23 protein-coding genes are annotated in these 23,051 nt (G+C 41.4%); 17 read left to right on the forward strand and 6 right to left on the reverse strand.

The features are described from left to right. The first annotated feature begins 16 nt into the window (after nucleotides 1–16). From NST62_RS03255 to pyc, 3 genes are read left to right on the forward strand one after another with little or no spacing between them, the layout of a single operon-like run. Nucleotides 17–310, forward strand: a complete 294-nt coding sequence (locus tag NST62_RS03255) for a YlaN family protein (protein WP_141601448.1) — start codon at nucleotides 17–19, stop codon at nucleotides 308–310. A 53-nt stretch (nucleotides 311–363) separates the two neighbouring features. Then, nucleotides 364–1,557 carry a putative peptidoglycan glycosyltransferase FtsW gene (locus tag NST62_RS03260; RefSeq protein ID WP_141601449.1) on the forward strand — a complete coding sequence of 398 codons (1,194 nt, stop codon included), beginning with the start codon at nucleotides 364–366 and terminating at the stop codon, nucleotides 1,555–1,557. Beyond that, nucleotides 1,554–4,991: a pyruvate carboxylase gene (pyc, locus tag NST62_RS03265; RefSeq protein WP_328219596.1), complete on the forward strand. Its 3,438-nt coding sequence runs from the start codon at nucleotides 1,554–1,556 to the stop codon at nucleotides 4,989–4,991. The genes NST62_RS03260 and pyc overlap by 4 nt, the downstream gene beginning before the upstream one ends. A 187-nt stretch (nucleotides 4,992–5,178) precedes the next feature. Here pyc and NST62_RS03270 read toward each other — a convergent pair whose 3' ends face one another. Next, nucleotides 5,179–6,105: a heme A synthase gene (locus tag NST62_RS03270; protein ID WP_141601451.1), complete on the reverse strand. Its 927-nt coding sequence runs from the start codon at nucleotides 6,103–6,105 to the stop codon at nucleotides 5,179–5,181. 796 nt (nucleotides 6,106–6,901) lie between these two features. Between NST62_RS03270 and coxB the strand changes: the two genes are divergently transcribed. The 6 genes from coxB (at nucleotide 6,902) to NST62_RS03300 (ending at nucleotide 12,481) form a co-directional block, all read left to right on the forward strand. Further along, the gene (coxB, locus tag NST62_RS03275) at nucleotides 6,902–7,978 is read left to right on the forward strand and encodes a cytochrome c oxidase subunit II (protein ID WP_342463145.1); all 1,077 of its coding nucleotides are present in this window, start codon (nucleotides 6,902–6,904) and stop codon (nucleotides 7,976–7,978) included. Between the two features lie 46 nt (nucleotides 7,979–8,024). Further along, nucleotides 8,025–9,917, forward strand: a complete 1,893-nt coding sequence (locus NST62_RS03280) for a cytochrome c oxidase subunit I (RefSeq protein ID WP_342463146.1) — start codon at nucleotides 8,025–8,027, stop codon at nucleotides 9,915–9,917. Then, entirely contained in the window at nucleotides 9,917–10,540 is a 624-nt protein-coding gene (locus tag NST62_RS03285; RefSeq protein WP_141601454.1) for a cytochrome (ubi)quinol oxidase subunit III, read from the forward strand. The genes NST62_RS03280 and NST62_RS03285 overlap by 1 nt, the downstream gene beginning before the upstream one ends. 1 nt (nucleotide 10,541) lies before the next feature. Further along, nucleotides 10,542–10,883: a cytochrome C oxidase subunit IV family protein gene (locus tag NST62_RS03290; protein WP_141601455.1), complete on the forward strand. Its 342-nt coding sequence runs from the start codon at nucleotides 10,542–10,544 to the stop codon at nucleotides 10,881–10,883. Between the two features lie 181 nt (nucleotides 10,884–11,064). Next, entirely contained in the window at nucleotides 11,065–11,997 is a 933-nt protein-coding gene (gene ctaG / locus NST62_RS03295) for a cytochrome c oxidase assembly factor CtaG (RefSeq protein ID WP_141601456.1), read from the forward strand. A gap of 22 nt (nucleotides 11,998–12,019) precedes the next feature. Next, complete coding sequence (locus tag NST62_RS03300) at nucleotides 12,020–12,481, forward strand: DUF420 domain-containing protein (RefSeq protein WP_141601457.1); 462 nt, start codon at nucleotides 12,020–12,022, stop codon at nucleotides 12,479–12,481. A gap of 122 nt (nucleotides 12,482–12,603) precedes the next feature. Here NST62_RS03300 and NST62_RS03305 read toward each other — a convergent pair whose 3' ends face one another. Continuing rightward, nucleotides 12,604–12,966, reverse strand: coding sequence for a YugN family protein (locus NST62_RS03305; protein ID WP_141601458.1), 363 nt, complete (start codon nucleotides 12,964–12,966; stop codon nucleotides 12,604–12,606). Between the two features lie 147 nt (nucleotides 12,967–13,113). On the opposite strand from NST62_RS03305, the gene NST62_RS03310 reads away from it, so the two are divergent. The 4 genes from NST62_RS03310 (at nucleotide 13,114) to NST62_RS03325 (ending at nucleotide 16,886) form a co-directional block, all read left to right on the forward strand. After that, the gene (locus NST62_RS03310) at nucleotides 13,114–14,169 is read left to right on the forward strand and encodes a CAP domain-containing protein (protein ID WP_342463147.1); all 1,056 of its coding nucleotides are present in this window, start codon (nucleotides 13,114–13,116) and stop codon (nucleotides 14,167–14,169) included. Between the two features lie 154 nt (nucleotides 14,170–14,323). Then, the gene (locus NST62_RS03315; RefSeq protein WP_328216523.1) at nucleotides 14,324–15,802 is read left to right on the forward strand and encodes a UDP-N-acetylmuramoyl-L-alanyl-D-glutamate--2,6-diaminopimelate ligase; all 1,479 of its coding nucleotides are present in this window, start codon (nucleotides 14,324–14,326) and stop codon (nucleotides 15,800–15,802) included. Nucleotides 15,803–15,901: 99 nt separating this feature from the next. Continuing rightward, entirely contained in the window at nucleotides 15,902–16,348 is a 447-nt protein-coding gene (locus NST62_RS03320; protein WP_328216521.1) for a YlbF family regulator, read from the forward strand. 76 nt (nucleotides 16,349–16,424) lie between these two features. Beyond that, nucleotides 16,425–16,886: a DUF523 domain-containing protein gene (locus NST62_RS03325; RefSeq protein WP_141601462.1), complete on the forward strand. Its 462-nt coding sequence runs from the start codon at nucleotides 16,425–16,427 to the stop codon at nucleotides 16,884–16,886. Nucleotides 16,887–16,999: 113 nt separating this feature from the next. Here NST62_RS03325 and NST62_RS03330 read toward each other — a convergent pair whose 3' ends face one another. Both NST62_RS03330 and NST62_RS03335 read right to left on the reverse strand, forming a co-directional pair. After that, nucleotides 17,000–17,482 carry a hypothetical protein gene (locus NST62_RS03330; protein WP_141601463.1) on the reverse strand — a complete coding sequence of 161 codons (483 nt, stop codon included), beginning with the start codon at nucleotides 17,480–17,482 and terminating at the stop codon, nucleotides 17,000–17,002. Between the two features lie 178 nt (nucleotides 17,483–17,660). Continuing rightward, the gene (locus NST62_RS03335; RefSeq protein ID WP_141601464.1) at nucleotides 17,661–18,596 is read right to left on the reverse strand and encodes a glycerophosphodiester phosphodiesterase; all 936 of its coding nucleotides are present in this window, start codon (nucleotides 18,594–18,596) and stop codon (nucleotides 17,661–17,663) included. 180 nt (nucleotides 18,597–18,776) lie between these two features. Here NST62_RS03335 and NST62_RS03340 point away from each other — a divergent pair, with 180 nt between their 5' ends. Then, the gene (locus NST62_RS03340; RefSeq protein WP_141601465.1) at nucleotides 18,777–19,055 is read left to right on the forward strand and encodes a DUF2129 domain-containing protein; all 279 of its coding nucleotides are present in this window, start codon (nucleotides 18,777–18,779) and stop codon (nucleotides 19,053–19,055) included. On the opposite strand, the gene NST62_RS03345 is transcribed toward NST62_RS03340, so the two are convergent. Beyond that, nucleotides 19,056–19,445, reverse strand: coding sequence for a methylthioribose kinase (locus NST62_RS03345; protein ID WP_141601466.1), 390 nt, complete (start codon nucleotides 19,443–19,445; stop codon nucleotides 19,056–19,058). It lies immediately after the preceding gene. A 53-nt stretch (nucleotides 19,446–19,498) separates the two neighbouring features. On the opposite strand from NST62_RS03345, the gene NST62_RS03350 reads away from it, so the two are divergent. From NST62_RS03350 to coaD, 3 genes are read left to right on the forward strand one after another with little or no spacing between them, the layout of a single operon-like run. Further along, nucleotides 19,499–20,920, forward strand: coding sequence for an RNA polymerase II (locus NST62_RS03350; protein WP_141601467.1), 1,422 nt, complete (start codon nucleotides 19,499–19,501; stop codon nucleotides 20,918–20,920). 16 nt (nucleotides 20,921–20,936) lie between these two features. Beyond that, nucleotides 20,937–21,488 carry a 16S rRNA (guanine(966)-N(2))-methyltransferase RsmD gene (rsmD, locus tag NST62_RS03355; protein ID WP_141601622.1) on the forward strand — a complete coding sequence of 184 codons (552 nt, stop codon included), beginning with the start codon at nucleotides 20,937–20,939 and terminating at the stop codon, nucleotides 21,486–21,488. A gap of 13 nt (nucleotides 21,489–21,501) precedes the next feature. Next, nucleotides 21,502–22,008 (forward strand): pantetheine-phosphate adenylyltransferase, encoded by a 507-nt coding sequence (coaD, locus tag NST62_RS03360; RefSeq protein ID WP_141601468.1) that lies wholly within the window; start codon nucleotides 21,502–21,504, stop codon nucleotides 22,006–22,008. A gap of 33 nt (nucleotides 22,009–22,041) precedes the next feature. Here the strand turns inward: coaD and NST62_RS03365 are convergent, their stop codons facing one another. Then, complete coding sequence (locus NST62_RS03365) at nucleotides 22,042–22,890, reverse strand: hypothetical protein (RefSeq protein ID WP_141601469.1); 849 nt, start codon at nucleotides 22,888–22,890, stop codon at nucleotides 22,042–22,044. Nucleotides 22,891–23,051: the final 161 nt, after the last annotated feature.

Consider the following 23,051-nt stretch of genomic DNA (forward strand, 5'->3'; position numbering starts at 1 on the left):
TAATGGGGGCGTCCTCATGGAGAAAAAAAATCAAGCTTCCTTTCAGGAAAAAGCATTGGAATTGCTGCTGGAAGATGCAGATAAAATAGCTCGTCTCATCAAAGTGCAAATGGACCATTTAACGATGCCGCAATGTCCATTGTACGAAGAAGTCTTGGATACCCAAATGTTTGGTTTGTCTCGTGAAATCGATTTCGCGGTGAAGCTGGGATTGATTGAGCGTGAACAAGGTCGGAAAATTTTAGATACATTGGAAAAAGAATTATCCTTGCTGCATGAAGCATATACAAATGCCAACACGAAAAAGTAACAAAGACTCAAATCGGTTTGATTTGAGTTTTTTTTCTAAAAGAGGTTTTTGCTATGAGAAAATACCTTTCTTACTACTTCAGGAATTTCGATTACCCGCTGTTTTTTGATTATGTGTTTTTATGTCTGTTCGGCTTGGTGATGATTTACAGCTCCAGCATCATGGTCGCGATGATTGATGGACACGAACCGGATTATTATTACAAAAAACAATTAATGAATTTGCTGGTGGCATTTTTCTCTTTTGCGGCCGGCGCCTTCCTTCCATACAAACATTACAGCAGGAAAAATGTAATGGTGTTTATGGTCGGATTGATTCTCGCCTTAATGGTTTGGGTATTTTTCTTTGGAGTGGGCGAAAGCGAAACGGGATCGAAAAGCTGGATTAATTTATTTGGAATCATGACTTTCCAGCCGTCTGAACTTGCCAAGCTGATCATCATCTTATATTTTGCGGGCGCCTTTTATCGCAAAAGTTTGAAGACCCCTATGGCAGAGCTGAGCCCAAATCACATTATTTATCCGATTATCGTCTGGATTTTAATCATCTTTTTTGTGGCAAATGAAACGGATATCGGGGCTGTCGCGATCATTTCCGGCATTGCGATTGCGGTTGTTGCGGCCAGCGGTATCCGCATTAAAACTTTTTTCAAGTTTTTTGCCGAATTGGCTATTCTTGGAGCCGGAATTATTGGTATGATTTTGTTAATAAAAGGGGATCAAATTTTGACCCCAAACCGCTTAGGGAGAATCAAAGCGTTTTTGAATCCCTTTGAATATGAGCAAGGTTCCGGGCACCAAGTGATCCAAGGATATATTGCCATCGGTTCCGGGGGCTTAAAAGGGGTGGGCCTCGGGCAATCGGTGCAAAAGCTTGGATATTTGCCAGAACCGCAAACAGATTTTATAATGGCTGTAATTGCGGAAGAATTGGGTTTGGTGGGAGTGATAATCGTTCTTGCAAGTTTGGGATTTATCGTTTTTAGAGCTTTGATCATCGCTTTGACAACGAAAGACCCTTTGGCAAGAATGATTACAGCAGGTATTGCCAGCTGGATCGCCATTCAGACTTTCATCAATTTGGGCGGTTTATCGGGGCTGATTCCATTGACCGGGGTTACATTGCCGTTCATCAGCTACGGCGGATCGTCCATATTGGTGCTTTCTTTCGCAATAGGCATATTAATCAATATTTCTATGTATGAGAAACTAGAAAAAAGAAAGCATAGGGGTTGGGAGACGATATGAGAAAGATACGTAAACTTTTAGTTGCAAACAGAGGGGAAATTGCAATCCGCGTGCTGCGGGCCTGCAATGAACTGGACATTAAGACGGTCGCCATTTATTCCGAAGAAGACCGGGCTTCACACCACCGCTATAAAGCCGATGAAGCATACCTTGTGGGTGTGGGGAAGGGCCCGATTGAAGCCTATTTGGATATTGACGGCATCATTGAAATCGCGAAAGACTCGGGAGCGGATGCCATCCATCCGGGCTATGGCTTCTTGGCGGAAAACGTAGAATTTGCGAGACGCTGCGAAGAAGAAGGCATCCTTTTTATCGGGCCTTCCTCAAATCATTTGGATATTTTCGGGGATAAAGTAAAAGCGAGGGAACAGGCCATACGAGCAGGTATTCCTGTAATTCCGGGAAGCGACGGACCTGTTTCCTCTTACGAAGAATTGGAACGATTTGCGGATGAAGTGGGATATCCGGTGATGATTAAAGCGGCCCTTGGAGGCGGCGGACGGGGAATGCGGCTGGTGCATTCCAAAGAGGAACTGAAAAGCTCCTACGAGAGGGCCAAATCGGAAGCGAAGGCTGCTTTTGGTTCCGATGAAGTGTATGCAGAAAAAGCGATAATCAAACCGAAACATATCGAAGTGCAAATATTAGGGGATCATGCAGGCAATATCGTCCATTTGTACGAGAGGGATTGTTCGATTCAGCGACGCCATCAAAAAGTGGTCGAAATCGCTCCATCCATCTCGCTTTCTGAAAATTTAAGAAATAGAATCTGCGAAGCGGCAGTCAAATTGATGAAAAACGTGGAATATGTGAATGCGGGAACGGTGGAATTTTTAGTTTCCGGAGACGATTTCTATTTCATCGAAGTGAATCCGCGCATTCAAGTGGAGCATACCATCACTGAAATGATCACGGGCATCGATATCGTACATGCCCAAATCAAAATTGCGGAAGGATATGAACTTCATTCGAAAGAGATCGGAATACCCGAACAAAGCGAAATTTCTTTGTTTGGATATGCGATACAAGCCCGCGTGACAACGGAAGACCCGGCAAATCATTTTATGCCAGATACCGGCAAAATCATGGTTTACCGTTCAAGCGGCGGATTTGGAGTCCGCCTGGATGCAGGGAACGGATTCCAGGGGGCTGTTGTAACGCCTTACTATGATTCATTGCTTGTCAAAATTTCGACTTGGGGCAGAACTTTCAGGGAAGCTGCCGCCAAAATGGACCGCAACTTGCGCGAATTCCGGATCCGCGGCGTGAAAACGAATATTCCGTTTTTGATGAATGTCGTATTGCACGAGAAGTTTTTATCCGGCGATTTTGATACAAGCTTTATTGATTCTACTCCTGAACTGTTTGATTTTGCTGTCCGCAAAGACCGGGGAACAAAGCTGTTGAGGTATATCGGGGATGTCACATTAAACGGCTTCCCCGGCATCGAAAAGCAAAAGAAGCCGATTTTTGTGAAGCCGGAAAAGCCAAAGCTGGATATTAAACGCACCGAGATTCCGCGGGGAACAAAGCAAATCCTTGAAGAAGAGGGCGTGGATGGAGTCATTCGCTGGATCAAGGAGCAGAAGGATGTATTGCTTACGGATACGACGTTCCGGGACGCTCACCAATCCCTCCTTGCTACCCGTGTCCGCAGCCAGGATATGTATCAAATTGCCGATTACAATGCCCGCATGATGCATCAGTTCTTCTCTCTGGAACTTTGGGGAGGGGCAACTTTCGACGTAAGCTACCGTTTCCTGAAAGAAGATCCATGGGAAAGGCTCGCGAAACTTCGGAAGCAGATTCCGAATGTCTTGTTCCAAATGCTGTTCCGCGGCGCCAATGCGGTAGGTTATACAAATTATCCGGATAATTTAATCCGCGAATTTATAAAGGAAGCAGCCGACGCAGGAATTGACGTCTTCCGCATTTTCGACAGCCTCAACTGGATCAAGGGAATGGAAATTGCCATCGATGAAGTGCGGAACACAGGGAAAATCGCGGAAGCGGCGATTTGCTATACGGGAGATATTTTGGATCCGGCCCGTCCAAAATACAACATTCAATACTATAAGGAAATGGCGAAAGAATTGGAGCGGGCGGGCGCCCATATTCTGGCGATCAAGGACATGGCCGGGCTGCTGAAACCGGAGGCAGCTTACGTGCTGATCAGTGAATTGAAGGAAACAACCGATTTGCCGATTCATCTGCATACCCACGATACAAGCGGAAACGGCATCTATACTTATGCGAAAGCCATTGAAGCAGGGGTCGATATCGTGGATACCGCGCTTGGCTCCATGGCAGGGTTGACGTCCCAGCCTAGCGCCAATACCCTCTACTATGCCATGAGCGGCGCAGAACGGAAGGTCCGCGCAGACATCGAAGCGCTCGAACAATTATCATACTATTGGCAAGATGTGCGGGAATATTACCGCGATTTCGAAAGTGGCATGAAAAGCCCGCATTCCGAAATTTATGTACATGAAATGCCGGGCGGCCAATACAGCAACTTGCAGCAGCAGGCCAAAGCTGTAGGGCTTGGAGACCGCTGGGATGAAGTGAAAAAGATGTATTCCCGCGTAAATATGTTATTCGGAGATATTGTAAAAGTAACGCCTTCATCAAAAGTTGTGGGCGATATGGCATTATTTATGGTCCAAAATAATTTGGATGAGGAAAATATTTTGGAGAAAGGGAAGACAATCGACTTCCCTGATTCCGTCGTTGAATTTTTCCAAGGTTATTTAGGTCAGCCTTATGGCGGATTCCCGGAAGATTTGCAAAAAGTGATTTTAAAAGAACGGAAGCCGATCACCGTCCGTCCCGGCGAATTGCTTGAACCGGTGGATTTTGACGCATTAAAAGAAGAACTGGAGAAAAAAGTGAACCGGGAAGTAACGAAAAAAGATGTGATTTCCTATGCCCTATATCCGAAAGTGGTGGAAGAATATTTCACGGCAGTCGAAAAATACGGAAATCTATCCGTCCTAGATACCCCGTCATTCCTTTACGGTTTAAGAATCGGCGAGGAAATTGAAGTGGAGATTGAAAAAGGAAAAACTTTGATTATTAAGCTTGTGTCCATTGGGGAAGCTCAGCACGACGGCACCCGCGTCATTTACTTCGAATTCAACGGCCAGCCTCGTGAGGTGGTGGTTGAAGATAAGACGGTCAAAGCCGATGGGCCAATTGCCGTAAAAGCCGATCCAAACAATCCAAACCAAATCGGGGCGACAATGCCTGGAACGGTATTGAAAGTGCTCGTTTCAAAAGGCAGCCACGTGAAGCGCGGAGATCACCTGCTGATTACAGAAGCGATGAAGATGGAAACAACGGTTCAAGCCCCTTATGACGGAGTGGTAAAAGAAATTTACGCGAAGCCGGGCGATGCCATTTCAACGGGCGACTTGTTAATTAAACTGGAATAATAGCATGAAAGGATTTGCGAAATCAAAAAAAGCGGAGGAAGAAGTCCTGTTCTTCCTCCGCTCTTTCTTTGCAAGCCGGAAAATACATTTGAATTCCATCGATTCCAGAGTGATTTTGCCGAAAACGGAAATCTACAAAAAAATGATTGTTCCCCCTGCGAAAGAGGGAACAACCCCAAAGATTCTTCTAATTCTTTTCATTATTGGAACTGCGGGCAACCAACAAAATTAAGTAACATAAAAGACCGAACAGTAACGTAATAAATAATGAATGCAATAATGAAACGAAGAGATTCAACTGAGTGAAAATCACGAACATGCCGGCAATGATTTGCAGGCAAACGAGTATAAAGGCGGAAATCCAGCCCCAAAAAACAACTCTTTGATCTTTGTAATGTTTAACGGCATGAATCATAATGTAGAAAATCCAGAGAAAAATTAAAAACGCGGCCAAACGATGTCCCATGTGCACCCATTCATACATTTTCTCAGGAAGTCTAAATGGATCCTGATTATCGCAAAACGGCCAGCTCGTACAAGTCAGGCTTGAACCGGTATGTCTGACGAGCGCGCCGGTATAGATGACTATGTATGAATAGAGGGTGACACCAATAGTATGCCATTTTAACTTTTTTCGGATCAGAACCCGGTCGGCATCAAATTTCTGATCGACTTCAAAAACGATCATCGCCAGGAGCATTACCGCAGCAAAAGAAATCAACGAAATGCCGAAGTGCAGGGCCAAAATAAAATCGCCTTGCCCCCATAAAACTTGTGCAGCTCCGATTAATGCTTGCAGTACAAGGAAGAAGATCGCCAGAAAACCTAAAAATTTAACTTCCTTTACATGGCTCAAAGCTCTCCATGTCCAAATCACTAAAATTAAAACTAGAATAGAGACTGCGCCGGTAACAAAGCGATGGGAAAATTCAATTAATACTTCCGTCGTTATTTCCTTGGGAATCAACGAACCGTTGCAATCCGGCCAATTCCGCCCGCAGCCTAAACCGCTGTCTGTTTTTGTGACGAGAGCTCCACCTAAAAGGATCAGCAACATGCCAAGGGTGGTAAGTACTGCAACCCATTTTAAAATCCAATAATACCTGTGTTGCATCAATGACACCTACTTCGATAACTGTAAAGATTGCATGAAAAATATATGCTTTTATGATGATAGCGAATTCATGAGAAAAATACAACTTCAAAGAATTTTCACGAAATAATTGTTTTTGGATTTCACAAACTGTTCACAGAAATGTGAAAAAAATTTCACGAAACTACTATTAAAAGTTCATTGCTTATAATATGCTTTTTAATAAGTATATACTTTTATCCAACGAACTTCCCGGCTTCACACAAAATTCACTTAAAATCTAGAAATTTGCCAAGAAGTTCGCTATAGTAGAGTTTAGTAAGCGAAGCTTACAAATTTGAAAGGAAAAAAGGGGGCGAATAAGAGAGGGATCGGGCAGGCATGAAATGCTTCTTTGGATTCCAAATGAAACCGGAAACAGTGTAACAAGCATGCAAGCGGACAATAAATTACTTGTTAATAACTGTGCGGTTTGTGGAATATATAAAGAACAGATAGGATTTTGAACTTTTTTTAAAATATAATAAAACGCCGTTCATGAAATGAAAATTGTATGATAGTATGGTTATTGTTTTATTTTTATGTACAAACTGTTCTCTAGATTTTGCACTCATTAAACATTATTGCCAGATTAAAAACCATTTTTACTAAATATATGTTGTTTAGCTCAGGTTGATGAAAAATTTTTTACTAATAAATTTTATTCAATCATTTTTCCGTTTATACCTTTTGGGATTCTTTCTTCATTAAAGAATTCACATAGATAGAAACATGTGCAGTAAACAAGACAAATAATAGAAAGAGGGGTTTAATAAGGATGAAGAAAGGGCTTAAAAAATGGTCTCTTTTCCCGGTGCTGGCAGCATTGGCTGTTGTTTTGTCCGGGTGTGGTGAAGAGTATATCTCTGCACTAAGACCATCCGGAGCTGTGGGAAAAGAGCAATTTAATCTGCTGCTTCTAGCTGCAAGTATCATGACATTGGTTGTTGTGGTAGTTTCTGTTCTTTATTTGGTTGCTTTTGCGAAATTTCGCCGCTCTAAACTTGGCGAAGACTACATGCCAAAACAAGTGGAAGGTAGCCATACTTTAGAAATAATCTGGACAGTAATTCCGATTATCCTATTATTAATCTTGTCTGTTCCGACAATTTTGGCTACTTACAAATTCGCTGATGTATCCGCTATGGATGAAGTGGATGAAAACGGCGATCCAAAGGCATTGACGATCAACGTTACGGCAAAATTGTATTGGTGGGAATTTGAATATCCACAATACGGTATTGTGACAGCACAGGAATTGGTTGTTCCAACAAATGAAAAGGTTTACTTCAACCTGAAAGCAGCTGATGTTAAGCACTCATTCTGGATTCCTGCCATCGGCGGAAAAATGGATACTAACGTTGAAAACGTAAATAAATTCTATCTAGTATTCGATAAAGAATCTGCAGGCTTAAACGATGGAGAAGGTGTATGGTACGGAAAATGTGCTGAACTTTGCGGACCTTCTCACGCATTAATGGACTTCAAAGTAAAATCATTAAACCGTGATGACTTTGATGCTTGGGTAGCTGCAATGAAAGCTACTGAAGGAAAAACAGCTTCTGCTGATTCAACTGATTTAGGTGAAAGAACGTTTGCTCAAAACTGCTTGGGCTGCCACGCAGTTTCTGCGGTAACTCCTGCTGGCGCTGCCGGTCCTAACTTGGCAACATTCGGTGACCGGAATCGTGTTGCAGGCTATTTAGAACATACAAAAGAAAATGTTGAAGCTTGGATTAAAGATCCTGAAAAGTATAAACCAGGCAACTTAATGACTGGCAAATACAAAGAGTTGACTGATGAGGAAATAAGTGCCGTTGCCGATTACTTATTGGGCTTATCAGTTGAAAAATAATATTCCGTAGCTTCAGATAGAGAACAAATTTAAGGAGGTTAAAGTTGTGAGCTCAGTAGCAGTCACAAAGAAAAAGGGCGTGGGTGCGGTTATTTGGGACTATTTAACAACTGTTGACCATAAAAAACTTGCGGTATTGTACCTATTCTCTGGGCTATTATTCTTTGCTATCGCAGGTTTTGAAGCGCTTTTAATGCGCATTCAACTAATGTTTCCAAATAGCGACTTTATTTCTGCCGGTACTTTCAACGAGTTATTAACAATGCACGGTACAACAATGCTCTTTTTAGCAGCAACACCACTATTATTCGGCTTTATGAACATGGTTGTACCTTTACAAATTGGTGCTCGTGACGTAGCATTCCCATTCCTGAACTCATTAGGATTTTGGTTATTCTTCTTAGGTGCTACATTCTTGCACTTATCATTCTTTATGGGTGGAGCACCTGATGCTGGTTGGACATCATATGCATCATTATCTTTATATTCACCTGGACATGGTATTGACTTCTATGTATTAGGTCTGCAAATTTCTGGTGCGGGTACATTGATTTCCGCGATTAACTTCATCGTGACAATCATTACAATGCGCGCGCCAGGTATGACATTCATGCGTTTGCCTTTGTTTACATGGACTACACTTATTTCCAGTACATTGATTTTGTTCGCGTTCCCTCCACTAACAGTAGGCTTGTTCCTAATGTTAGTTGACCGTATGTTCGATGCAAACTTCTTCGATCATACAATGGGCGGTAACACGATCATTTGGGAGCACTTATTCTGGATCTTCGGTCACCCTGAAGTATATATCCTAGTTCTCCCAGCGTTCGGTTTATTCTCTGAAATTATTCCGGTATTTGCGCGTAAACGTTTGTTTGGTTATTCTTCAATGGTATTTGCGACAATCCTAATCGGTTTCTTGGGATTCATGGTGTGGGCTCACCACATGTTCACTGTAGGTCTTGGACCAACTGCTAACGCTATTTTCGCAGTTGCAACAATGGCGATTGCTGTTCCAACAGGTATGAAAGTATTTAACTGGATTCTGACAATTTGGGGCGGTTCCATTAAGGTTACGGTTCCAATGATTTATGCATTAGGATTCATCCCGTCATTCGTTGCTGGTGGGGTAACAGGTGTAATGCAGGCAACTGCACCACTTGACTATCAATTACACGATTCTTACTTTATCGTTGCACACTTCCACTACGTAATCGTTGGTGGTATCGTAACGGCAATCTTTGCTTCATTCCATTACTATTGGCCATTATTCTTTAACCGTGCTTTGAATGAAAAACTAGGTTATTGGACATTCTGGATTTTCTTTATCGGATTCCATTTAACATTCTTTGTGCAACACTTCTTAGGATTAATGGGTATGCCACGCCGTGTATTCACATACATGGAAGGCCAAGGCTGGGATTTATTCAACTTCATTTCATCAATCGGTGCCATTATGATGGCCATCGGTGTTGTATTAATGGTAATCAACATGTTGGCATCTATTAAATCCAAACCATTGAACTGCCGCGATTATTGGGGAGATGGACGTTCTCTAGAATGGGCAATCAAAACGCCTATTCCGTTCTATAACTTTAAACAGCTTCCACTTGTTCGTGGATTTGACCCATACTGGATCGAAAAACAAGAAGGAAATCCTGAAGGCATGACATATGCGGAGCCTCTTGGCGACATTCATATGCCTAACAACTCCATCTTGCCGTTCATTATGTCATTAGGATTATTCATTGCGGCATTTGGTGCATTATATCATCCGGACGGTGTATCTTGGTCAATTCCTGTAATGGTGATCGGTCTTGGTATTACAGTTCTTGCCATGATCATCCGTTCAGTGAAAGACGATTTGGGTTATCATTTACACAAAGAGGAAATCTTGGCAATTGAAGAAGAGCTTTATGGAAAAGGGGGAAATAACTAATGTTGGATACTAAATTCACCCCTCAAACTTGGCCTGAACATCCTGAACAGGTTACGCAAGAAGGCAAAAATAAGTACGTTGGGATTTGGATTTTCATCTGTAGCGATATTGTGCTATTCGCAAGTTTATTTGCGACATACATTTCTTTGAGAAACAGAGGTCCAGCGGGAATGGAGTTCACTTCCCAGGAACTGTTTGAACTGCCTTTGGCATTCGTCATGACGATGTTCCTTTTAACTTCTTCCCTGACATCCGTCATCGCGATGTATCATTTGAAAAACTATAACTTCAAAGGCGTTCAACTTTGGACTTTGGCGACAGTGCTTCTTGGTCTAGGCTTCCTTGCCCTTGAAATTTATGAGTTCTATCACTATGTGCACATTGGATTCGGTTACACTCAATCCGCATTCTCTTCTGCTTTCTTTACGCTTGTGGGAACGCACGGATTGCACGTAATCATCGGATTGGTTTGGATGCTTTGTTTGGTATTCCGCAATGCGAAACGTGGATTAAATCTCTACAACGCGCCAAAATATTTTGTAGCGTCTATCTACTGGCACTTTATCGACGTTGTATGGGTATTTATCTTCACGGTAGTTTACCTCATGGGGGTGTTAGGATAATATGAGTCACGACACTGAGATTCAAGGCAGAAGCCAGGCCGAATATGAATTTGGCCGCAGAAAAAGCGCAGAAAAGATGCGCAAGCAGGTCATCAATTTTGCGATCATGATTTTCCTAACGTTTATTGCTTTTGCAACAGTTGTTGCGGATTTTGCACCGACATTCATTAAACCGATCATCCTATTGTTGGCCGGAATTCAAGTTGTCTTGCAACTTTATTCCTTCATGCATATGGATGAAAAAGAAGCTCCATACATCGGTGTCATTTCCACATTTGTATGGGTTGGTGCGATTATTGCATTCACATTCTTCTTAGCATTTAACACTATTATTTGGTGGTAATGCGAAAAATGGCTGTCTAGAATTTTCTAGGCAGCCATTATTATATGTTTGAAGCTTATATAAAATATCATATTTTCTTCAAAAAGATGCATTGAAACCTCAGAATATCAGGAAAAATAATGATATAATGTCATTAGAACTGTGCACTAATTACATCACTACTTTATTAAGGAGCGATATTATGCCTTTAAGTATATTCGGGTTTCAAGCATTGTGGAGCCCTTACATGATTGGAACCCTGATTTTCATCATCATCGTCTATTTTCTTTATACTACCCGTTGGAGAAAGGAATTCAAGGAAAGCGAGCCGTTGAAAAAGAAGGAAGCTATTTACTTCCTTATGGGAATTTTGCTTTTGTATATCGTCAAAGGTTCGCCCATTGACTTAATGTCGAATATCACATTTACGATGCATATGGTCCAAATGGCCTTTTATCTATTATTGGTTCCGCTCTTCTTTATCAAGGGAATTCCTTGGTGGATTTGGAAAGTTGTAGTGGAGTTCCCGGTGGTCGACAAAATTTTTAAAGCGCTCACCAATCCGGTGGTGGCGGTTTTGGGGTTTGCATTATCATTTTCGGTTTACCATATACCGTTAGTGTTTGATTTCATCAAAATTGATGAAACTTTGCACGGGCTTGCCAGCCTTGCTTTGTTTTTGTCAGCCTTCTTTATGTATTGGCCATTGGTGAATGAAGTTCCGGGCCAGAAAAAATTGAAAGGGTTGTACAAAATCGGGTATATTATCGCAACGGCCGTTGTCATTACCCCTGCATGTGCTTTAATTATTTTTACAAAAGATCCTTTATATGCAACTTATACCGAAGGGGAAGCATGGTTGAAGGCAATGGCGCTTTGTGTGCCGGATAAAACATTGGCAAGCATCAACACGACCATTCCATTATCCGGTCCGGAATTATTTACGGATTTGACGCCTTTGAGAGATCAGCAAATGGGCGGAGTGTTGATGAAAATCATTCAAGAAATTATTTTGGGAGTCCTTGTATTTTTTGCATTCCGTGATTGGTGGAGAGAAGAACATAAACTTTCCGAGGAAGAAATTACCGCTAAAGCTTTGCGGGATTTTCAAAACAAAAAAAGAAATCAATTTTAATTAGGATAGGGGAATGTGAAGTATGGGTGTACCGATTTTACCAACAATCAGTACCGGTTTCATTGTCATCAGTGCCATCTTGGTGGCCATTGGATGGGGACTGATTATAGCGAAAAAAGTGGAAGCGCATAAAAAAGTAATGTTGGCAGCCGGAGCATGTGCACTGATTTTCTTTATCATCTATGCGTTAAGAACGGTATTTATCGGAAATACCGCTTTTGGCGGACCAGACGAAGTAAAAGTTTATTATACATTCTTTTTGTTTTTCCATATCATTTTGGCAACAGTGGGCGGAGTGCTGGGTCTTATAAATATTATTACCGGCTTAAGAGATAAGCTTGTCATTCATCGCCGACTAGGCCCTATTGCCAGCATCATTTGGTTCTTTACAGCCATCACGGGTGTGATTGTGTATTTATTGCTCTATGTTATTTATAAAGGCGGGGAAACAACTTCCGTTATTAAAGCGATATTGGGATTCTAAAAAATTAGGGGCTGATGGGGCAGCCCCTAATTTTCATTTTGTTTCAAATAATGGATTTCCAAAAGAAAAAAGAGGCAATTTTGGTGCCTCTTTGAAAGAATATATATGAGATGATAAGTCCATTACGCAATGCCAAGTTCAGCCAAATCTTTTTTCACATTTTCCAAAATTTCTTCGCATTTTTTCACTAAATGTTTTGGAAATACTTCATCTTCACCGTATTCTACACCGTGTGGATAGTAGTATTTACCGAGGGCAGGTTTTAAAATTTTTAGAGAAGCCGTGTTGTTTCCAACATCGCCGGATACTGCAGTGCAGAATACACGCAAATAATAACGGCCTTCTTTCACATCGAAGCGTTTGTCGAATGTCATTCGGTCATAGTCCCAACCGCCATGGCATTCTAATCCGTTTTTTTCCATTACTTCGACTAGCTTATCTTGGTCCACGATTATATCTTCAATCGTTTTGTTTTCAAAATACATGAATGTTCCTCCTTTTTGATACATCGAACGAATTTTAACGCATAATTTTATAATAGTGTAAATTTCCGTTAGATTCAATGACAACATTGTGTCATACATTATAAATTTAGTATAATGAAATCACTATAGTAAAGGATATGGGCTGCAATGAAAACTCTCTTTCGCATTTTGATCGTACTGCTTTTTTGTATCGCATTGATCTATTTTTTTACTTCCGATTCCTCCTATGAGCTGAAACCGTTGGAAGGTCCAAATTCGAAATCGACGGTCATTCCGAAAACCGAAATTCCAAAGGGTGACGAAGACGCCTCGCCGCGGCCGGAAAGCGGAGTATCTACATATATCCATCAAGATGATGATAAACTGCTGAAGGATTTTGGCAAACCGGATCGGATAGACCAAAGCGCTTTTGGGTATGAATGGTGGGTATACAATCGCGATCCGAAATCTTTTGCCATGTTTGGTGTAGAAGGCGGCAAAATTACCCAAGTCTATGCTGCGGGAAAGGCAGTGGACGTAGCGCCATACAAAATTGGACAATCCCTTGATGATATATACCGGATGACCATCGTAAACCCTGAAATTACCGTCAAGATTGGCGATAATGTTTATACGTTTGCCTTGACCGAATATGATATGAATTCCCGCATTTTAGTAAAATTCGACGGCGTTTTTGCCCAGTTATATATAGACCAATTTACGGATTCATTGATTGGGATCCGGTTTATGGATGGCGAAACCCTTGTGAAACATAGACCATATGAAATGACCTTTGTGGGCGATCTCATTCGGGTGCCAAATTTAAATTCCTATACCATCCAGCAAAGCAATGAAGGGTATTCGAAACAACTGTTTGATCTTGTCAACGTGTTCAGAAGCAATGAAAATGTACCTCCTTTAATATGGGATGAAGTAGCCGGTGTTGCAGCGATGAAGCATAGCGAAGAGATGTATACCGAGAAATATTTGTCCCATGATTCGCCAAATTATGGTTCATTGAAAGACCGATTGGCCCATTACTCCGTCACTTATGATGAAGTGGGGGAAAACCTGGCCACAGCCTACTTTGATGCCATCGAAGCCGCACACGGCTGGTTCAATTCGGAAGAACATCGACGATTGATGTTGAACGATAAATTTACCCATGTCGGATCGGGTGTGTTTATCAACTATTATACGCAAATCTTTTTAAATAAACCTTGATTCCATAGTTTAAAAAGCGAATGGAAACGATAAGTTTTCCATTCGCTTTTTTAATGAAAGAAGAATTTATTGATTTAATCCGCATTTCCTTCCTCCTGTTTCCATAGTGTCACATTGTTTTCATGGGCATATGATATGGAAAAGGAGTGACACAGTGCAACTGGCAGAACTTTTGAAGGATTGGCCATGTACAGTGAAAGGCGGTTCAATTCGGATAGAAGTGCAAGGGATTGAAGACTACGCCCAGCATGTCAAACCCGGCGACTTGTTCGTAGTAAGAAAAGGAAGAAAATTTGACGGCTACCAGTATATTGATTTAGCCCTTCAAAACGGTGCTGTAGGAGTAGTCATTGAAGATGAGACGAAACTGGATCAATTAAAATTGCCGGTCCCGGTCATTTGGGTTCCAAACTGTTTGAAGTTTATGTCATTTGCCGCTGCAAAAATTTACCGATTCCCGGCAGAAGCATTGCAGGTGATCGCCATTACCGGTACAAACGGAAAAACGACGGTCAGCCATTTTATTGGCCAGCTACTTCAAGCACTACATAAAAAAGTAATGGTCATCGGAACAAATGGCGTTTACATCAATGGAAAAGAGGTTGATTTGGAATACGAACATTTGACGACGTTGCAGCCGAAACACTTGCATAAAATTTTGCAATATGCGGTGCGTAACCGGGTGCAATACGTTGCACTGGAAGCATCATCCATGGGGCTGGCAACCCATCGTTTGGATTATTGCGATATCGATATAGGCGTCTTTTTGAATTTGGCGGAGGATCATATTGAAGATCACGGATCCTATGAAAAATATAAGCAATCCAAACAGATTCTGGCTCAACTGGCCAAAAGGATCGTATTAAACGGCGATGATTCATTTTGCCGTACAGTAGGTTTGCAATCCAAAAAGAAAAAAACGTATTTTGGTCTCGGAAACCGGGTCCATTACCAATTGCAGATTTTGGCGGAAGGATTGCAGCATACAACTTGCTGTTTGCAAAGCGATAAAGGGCAAAAAGTGTTTACATTGCCGTTTGTCGGCGAACACCAATTGCAAAATGTCATTGCTGCCATCACAACGGTCAGCGAATTAGGCTTTCCGGTCGAACAAATTTGCGAAGCGGCAGAACAACTGTATTTGCCAAAAGGAAGACTCGAATCCATTCCCAACCATTTGAACGTGTCCATTTATATCGATTACGCCCATACGGAAGCGGCGCTCAGGGCAGTATTAAAAACATTGAAAAAAACGGCAAAAGGTGATTTGATTGTCGTGTTCAGCTGCGGCGGGGACAGAGACAAACATAAGCGGATCAAAATGGGAGCAGTAGCGACGAAATATGCGGATATGATTTATTTAACAACCGATAATCCAAGAAGCGAAGACCCCGTTTTTATTAATTCGCAAATTGCTGCCGGTTTTACCTCTACGCAAAAATATGAGATGATTTTGGATCGCCGGGAAGCAATTGAGAAGGCGATTTTATCCGCAAAAGAAGGAGATACCATTCTCATTGCAGGAAAAGGCCATGAAACGGATCAAATCTTTAAAGATAAAATCATTTATTTCTCTGACCATGAATGTGTCCAATCCATATTGGAAAAATTAAAAAATAAGGTGGAAGAATAAAGGAATAACTTGTGAATGAAGGCTCGCAAAGCAAGTATTGTAAATGCAAATTTCATCAAAATTTTGCTATGATAGATGTACAGATTGGAGGAATAAATGATGATGATGACATCAGAATGGGCCTTCATTTTAGATGAAGCGGACGTATTGAGCTCCATGATTCTCAATTCGGAACCTGTCCGCAAATACCAAAAAGCCCGTCAGGCGGTATACGGCGACCGGGTATTGGTTGAGAAGATTGCCGCATTTAACCGGATGAAAGAACAATACGAAGACGTGCAAAGATTTGGGAAATATCATCCCGATTATTATAAAATCATGAAGGAAATCCGTAAACAGAAAAGGGAACTGGATCTGAATGAAAAGGTGGCGGATCTAAAACTGGCGGAAAACGAGCTGCAAGATATGTTGGATGAAATCAGCCTGATTCTTGCAAAAGCCGTTTCCGAAGCGGTGAAAGTGCCGGTCAGCAACCCGTTTTTCGAAACTTCCTGCCATTCAGGCGGCTGCGGATCCGGCGGGAAATGCTCTTGTTCTGTTTCATAAATATTGGATGGCTGTTTGGAAATTTTCCGAACAGCCTTCTTCTTAAATAAAAGTTTATTCAATTGCGGAGGAAGTTATGATTTTAGTGAGTTCTTGTTTGGCAGGATTAAAAGTCCGATATAATGGTTCCCACTGTTTGGATGAAAAAATTGCGAAATTAATTGACGAGAAAAAAGCGGTCGCCGTTTGTCCTGAAGTGCTTGGAGGATTGCCGGTTCCCCGGGAGCCCGCCGAAATCATCGGCGGGGATGGTTTTGATGTTTTGGACGGAAAGGCGAGGGTCGTAACGAAATCGGGGAAAGATGTCACGGATCATTTCCTGAAAGGGGCCTTCGCCACATTGGAAATCGCAAAAAATGTGAAAGCGACCCTGGTTGTTCTCAAAGAGAACAGCCCTTCTTGCGGAAGTTCCAAGATTTATAATGGCGGGTTCAGCGGGGAGAAAATCGCTGGAGACGGGGTGACTTCCGCCTTGCTGAAACGGAACGGTTTTAAGGTTATTTCGGAAGAGCAGTTTATGAAGGAAATCAGTGATTAGAGGACCCGGTGGTTCGGGTCCTTTTCATTTTATATGAACAGGATGGAATATGAATTTGTATGTAAAATTGTAAAAGGAAATATTTGCATTTGGATGTACTCTTTGGCCTTAGTTCAATCAGGAATGGCCTCCAATAGTATTGAGTCACTTTCGATATCTCTTTCAAAAATATAATTGATATGATTGAAAGTATACGATTCTTCATGATTGGCAGGGGTTAAATCGCCAATGTCCAATTGATTGTATATTTGGTGGATGTTTTTTTCCGTCAGTGAGGGATCAATAGATTTCAGGAGCGTATGAAAACTCGCTTTGACTATTTCGCGATCATTTGAAATCGCTTCCGGTTTGACGCTGACAGCCGCTTTAACAAGATGGTTTTTATCGTCCGTATCCAATACTAACGCGACCGTTGGGAGAATTTCGACTAAATACGTATTTTCATCGAATTGGATTTTTTCGCCGATTGGAATGGAGTCGCCGGCCGTTTCTTCAAATATTTGGATAAACTCATATACAGTATAGTCAAATGTTTTTTCATCGCCGCAAGCAGCCAACAAGAGAGAAAAAAACATGACAAGTAATAACTTTTTCATAAAAGTCCCCTTTCGGTATTAAACGTCTCTCCGGAACAACGCGACTTCAATATCAGAAACCGGCACCCTCATAAAAAGTCTGAAGTGTTCCATTATCATTGTTTCGCTATAAAAAATAGTAGCACAAACCTCCTTCCGGTCTGCACTACGAATGTGAATTATTCATTAACATAAAATCTTATTTCTGATTTTCCCCTTTTTCCTTTTGCTTTTCAATCCAATTCCGCACGAGGGGAACGGCGATATCCGGACGGTCCGTGATGATGCCTTGCGCCCCTTTGTCCAACAGTTTCATCATCTGTTCTTCATCGTCGATGACCCAATAATGCACAGGGATATTGAAATTGTTTAAATAGGCGATAAACTTAGGGCTGTCCAATGAAAATCTTCCGTGTTTCGTAGGGATTTGAAAAACGTCCACTTTTGGATGATAGAGATGTCCAAATTGGCTTGTAAATGCCGTAAATGCTTTCCGTACATCCGTTTCTCCGGCGCCCAAAGCGACGCGGTTCTGTGCATACAAATTGAAACGGTCCACTTGTTCGCTGTAGAAACTTGTGACCACTACCCGATCTTCCGCGTGGCATTCTTCAATCAGTCTCCAAAGTTTTGAAGGCATCAAGCTTCCTTCATAGGTTTCTGGACTGTCTTTAATATCGATGTTAATGTACATATTTGGGAACTTTTCGAACAATTCCTTTAATGTTACAATTTCGGCTTTTTGATTGCGGTATGGATAATTTCCTTCCCCGTCTTTAAAATGGAAAGCGAAATTAAAGTTTCTTAATTCCTCCAATGTAAAGTCCTTTACAGATCCCATGCCATCGGATGTGCGATCGATGGTTTCGTCGTGAATCACGACGATTTCTTCGTCTTTTGTGAGACGTACATCGATTTCGAAGCCATCCACCCCAAATTCAAAAGCCTTTTCAAACGCAATCATCGTATGTTCCGGCGCAAGTTTCGCCCCTCCTCTATGGGCCAATACGACCGGAGCTTTTTTCAATACTTCTTTTCCTTCTCGTTTTTGGGGTTTTATAAAGGCTTTGCTTCCGGCCCATGCTGCCGCGCTTGCAGCGGCAATCGCCAGCGCCAGTTTTGTCTTCTTTCCCATGTTTTGCCTCCTTTGCGAGCTCTATATATAATAAGGAAAAATGAATTTCTCTTATTTTGCATGAAGATCAAATCCCTTAAAAAAGATTATAACGAAATTCATCACGACATGTCACCAATGTCAGTTGCTATCAAAATTGTCTGTATGTTATCCTTTAAATGAAGAAAAGGGGTAATGGAAATGCAGGAACGTCAAGGGCTTATCGTGTATGTTTATCAATTGAAGCATGCCAAGAGCTTAAGAAAGTTTGGACATGTCCACTATATATCAAGAAAATTAAAATATGTCGTCCTTTATTGCAACCGGGAAGAAATTCCTTATATAAAAAATAAAATACAACGTCTTCCTTTTGTGAAAGACGTTGTGGAATCGTACTTGCCTTTTGTCAAAAATGAATTTGAAAATGAAAAGTTCAAAAAGGACCAGGAACAAGAATATGATTACAGAATTGGTCTTTGATTACGCCAGTTGCGGAATCAGGCGGTTCATTCTTAAAACACCGATCAGATGTTGATAAAACAGAATCGTTTCTGCATAGTAGCAGGAGTGTTTGATGTCCATTGGAACCGCTTCCTTCCCGATTTCTTTTAGCGCTTCTTCGAACAATTCCAGTCGTTTGGAAGGTTTTTCCGGATTATATGGTATTCCTTCCCGGCATATGTATATCGGCATAAAGTTGCTGTCGCCAACCGGTTCAAAGGCCACCGCCGGAGAGGCAAAAGCTTTGTTTCCTTTATAAGAAATAAATAAAAAAGCATTGTGGAATCTTTTTTTGTTTGTCCGGATCAGTTCGCAAAGTTCATAAATGTCTCCATACCCTTGCCCAAGCTCGATAAATTGTTGTGTCATTTCGTCGTCTCCTTTCTATGTAATAATAGTAGCATGTATAAGGTGGTTTGCCTATGAAATACATAGTGAGTTTTTTTAGTTTCCTCGTCCTGCTGATTGGCGGCGTGCTTTTTTTTCAGTATCAAACGTATTCCGCCCAACAAGAGAAGAATATCGGACATTATACATATAGTCAGGATATAGACATCGTCTACCGGGGGGATAGCCTGCATATTCGTCATCACTTTAGAAATTTACCAAATCAATCGATTTCTATCAACTGGCCGGAACAGGCGGCAAGTCCGGATTGTTTTCTCGAAAAGGAAAATAGTTGCAAGCGGTTAAGCAAGGATTTTTCTAAATTTTTACATAGCGATATACAAAACCAATCGATTTCATACATAATACCAATTGATGGGGGATTGAAACCCCGACAATTGCTGAAAGATATTTTTGTCACTTTAGAAAACGGGACGGCGACTCATTCAACTGTTCATATTACAACCGACCAGTCGATCAATGGGACATGGGTTACCGGTTTGCCGTTTATAGGACAGCAATCGCTGTCTTTGGTGCACTACTCGATGTTCAGCGGCAGCGGGCCGGTGAATGACTTATATTACCAGGCTGAACCTTTACCGATTCAAGGAAATAATGACAAGATTACCATATATTCTCCAAATCCTGTTCAACATGATATGATAAAACAGTTGGAAGAAATGGAATTATTAAATGATGAACATATGGCCGTCATCCTTGGCGACAAGCCGTCAGGGCTTCAAGGAAGCCGTATATTATTTTCTGATAAGATGTCAATTGAGGATTTGAAGGAAGAAATTCTTTTAACCCAGATGCATATGAAATATCAGTGCAATCAGCTCCCGGTTTGGGCAGCGGAAGTGGTGGCATCGTTCTTGACGGATAGCTTCCTGGGGGGGAAGAAAGCCAGGGAAATAACGATGACATTGAAAAATCAAATGACCGACGAACAGCGGGAACTTTGGGTTGAGAGATTACAAGAGTTGGAAGGAGAAAAAATTGACGCATCCTTGTTGGATCACGAGCTGGGTGGAGTATTCGGATATTCCACACAATATTTCCAATCAAATGTGTCAGCTGATGAGGTAATGCCTCTATTGTTTTTTGATGACAGGGATGTATATGTTGATCATCAATTGACGAAGGATATCGACATTGTTTTTTACGAGGGACAAGTGCTATATTCCGCAGAACCATTATTGCGCCATCTTGGCTACGAAACTTCGGTCGGAAAGAACGGGTTCTATGCAAAGAATAAAATGAGACAGTTCCGTTTTCCATTCAATTATGATTTTTACGTCTATAACCAAAGGCGCTATAATACGGTTTCACAGCCGATTCAATCGGTTTCCGGAACATATTATATTGAAGAGTCCTGGCTTCAAAAATTATTTTCCGTTGAAATCCATAAGATGAAGGATTCCATTTCCATAAATATTGTTGATTCTAAGCAATGAAGGCTTGGTGAGAAAAATGCGGGTGGTTGCCGGTGAAAGAAAGGGAATGCCGCTTAAAGCGGTTTCCGGAACAACGACTAGACCGACAACGGATAAGGTGAAAGAATCCATTTTCAATATGATAGGCCCTTTTTTTGAAGGCGGAATTGTATTAGATTTATTTGCAGGAAGCGGCGCCCTCGGTATCGAAGCTTTAAGCAGGGGGGCCGAGCGGGCCATTTTTATCGAGAAGGACCGCCGCGCTTTTCAAGTTCTGAAAGAAAACATCAAAAAGTGCCGCTACGAAGATCGGGCGGAAGCCTATTGCACCGATGCGCTCCGCGGCATCAAGGCCCTGTTAAAGCGGGATATCCAATTAGATTATTTATTTGTTGATCCTCCATATAAAAAACTGGAATATTATGATTATATTTTAATGCTGGAGGAAGGTGGAAAGCTTTCGAAAGATGCCATCATCGTTTGCGAACATTCATTTGATGTTCAATTGCCGCAAGCTTATGGAAGATTTACTTGCATAAGAAGCGAAAAATATGGAAAAACCATCATTTCAATTTATCGAATGAGTTAGGGAGAGGGAGAAATTGTCGGAAAAAATTGCTGTTGTACCAGGTAGTTTTGACCCAATCACAAATGGACACTTAGATATTATTAAACGGGCGGCAGATGTATTTGATATTGTCTATGTTGCCGCACTAAAAAATTCTTCCAAAAAACCGTTGTTTTCGATTGAGGAGAGGCTTGCATTGATTGAAGAGGTTACCAAGGATATCCCGAATGTCCGCGTCGAAAGTTCTTCCGGATTGCTCGTGGATTATGCAAAATCCAGAAATGCCATTGCAATCGTCCGGGGGTTAAGAGCGGTTTCAGACTTCGAATATGAGATGCAAATTACATCCATGAACCGTTTTTTGGATGAATCCATTGAAACGTTCTTCATCATGACGAAAAATCAATATTCATTTTTAAGTTCCAGCATCGTCAAAGAGGTAGCCCGTTATGGAGGAAGTGTGAAAGGCCTTGTTCCTTGCGTGGTGGAAGAAGCGTTGAAAAAGAAATACGGGGAAATGAATTCAAACTCGGCAGAATGAATCTCCGCCGAGTTTTCTTTATATCGTTTTAGTTTATAAAAATAAAATAAAGTAGAGAATCGGAATGACGAGAGTAAAGAAAATTCTCAATAAAATGTAAGGCTTAAGCGAAATGCTTTCGCTTTTTGCGATGACCGCCACTTGCATATGGATGCTCAAACTTTGGCTGGATAAAAAAGTGGCCATCAACAAAGGGAGCAGAGCCGGTTCATTGGAAAAAATTTTTTGGGAAATTTGCAGACCGTTCGTCATTTCCAAAGATGCTGCCGTAAGTAGTAGCAGGTTTTTATGTATATTAGGAAAAATCGTCTGAATGGTATATATGACGACGGTGTAAATGGTTGTGAAAAAAATGATGGTGGATCCGACGACGAGAACCGTTGGAATGCTGTCTTTGATGCTGGATATAAAAGGGTTTTCATTTTTTCGAAGGTTGTATGATTTGATTTCCTGGCGGGGATTGGATCGATGATAGAAATAGTACATCACCAAAATGAAAAGGGAAACCGTATGATATAAAATCAAATATTGCCAGCTGAACCGGGTATTGTTCAATAGGTCATGTCCAACAAATCCCAGAACGAATAAAGGGCTTGGACTGTGGCAAATACTTAAAAGGCCGTTCGCCTCGCTTTTTGAAATCTGATTGGTCCTTTTTAAATAGGCGACGGTCGCGGCGCCGGTCGGGAATCCCCCAAGGGCGCTGATGCCGTACGTTTTGATATATAATTTGAATCTCGATAATGAATTATCCTTTTCAGGTGTCAGGCGGATAAACCATTGTGTTAAAATCAAATAGGGAAGCAAATAAGGGAATAACGCTTCCAGGAACAGTTCGAGCCCAAGATCCGCTCCTTTATGGGCGATTCCTGGAAAGAGCAATAATAAACAAATCAGCGTGATACATACGAAAAGATATAACAGTGGAATAGGGCATCAACTCTTTTCAACTATTTTTCCGGGTACATCTTGGAATGCTAAACTAATATATGCATGTTCAACTTTTTTTATTTAGCTTTTTTGGGCTGAAGAAGGGGGGGCTG

Source organism: Ureibacillus sp. FSL K6-8385 (genome assembly GCF_038593155.1).
GTDB classification, from domain to species: domain Bacteria; phylum Bacillota; class Bacilli; order Bacillales_A; family Planococcaceae; genus Ureibacillus; species Ureibacillus terrenus.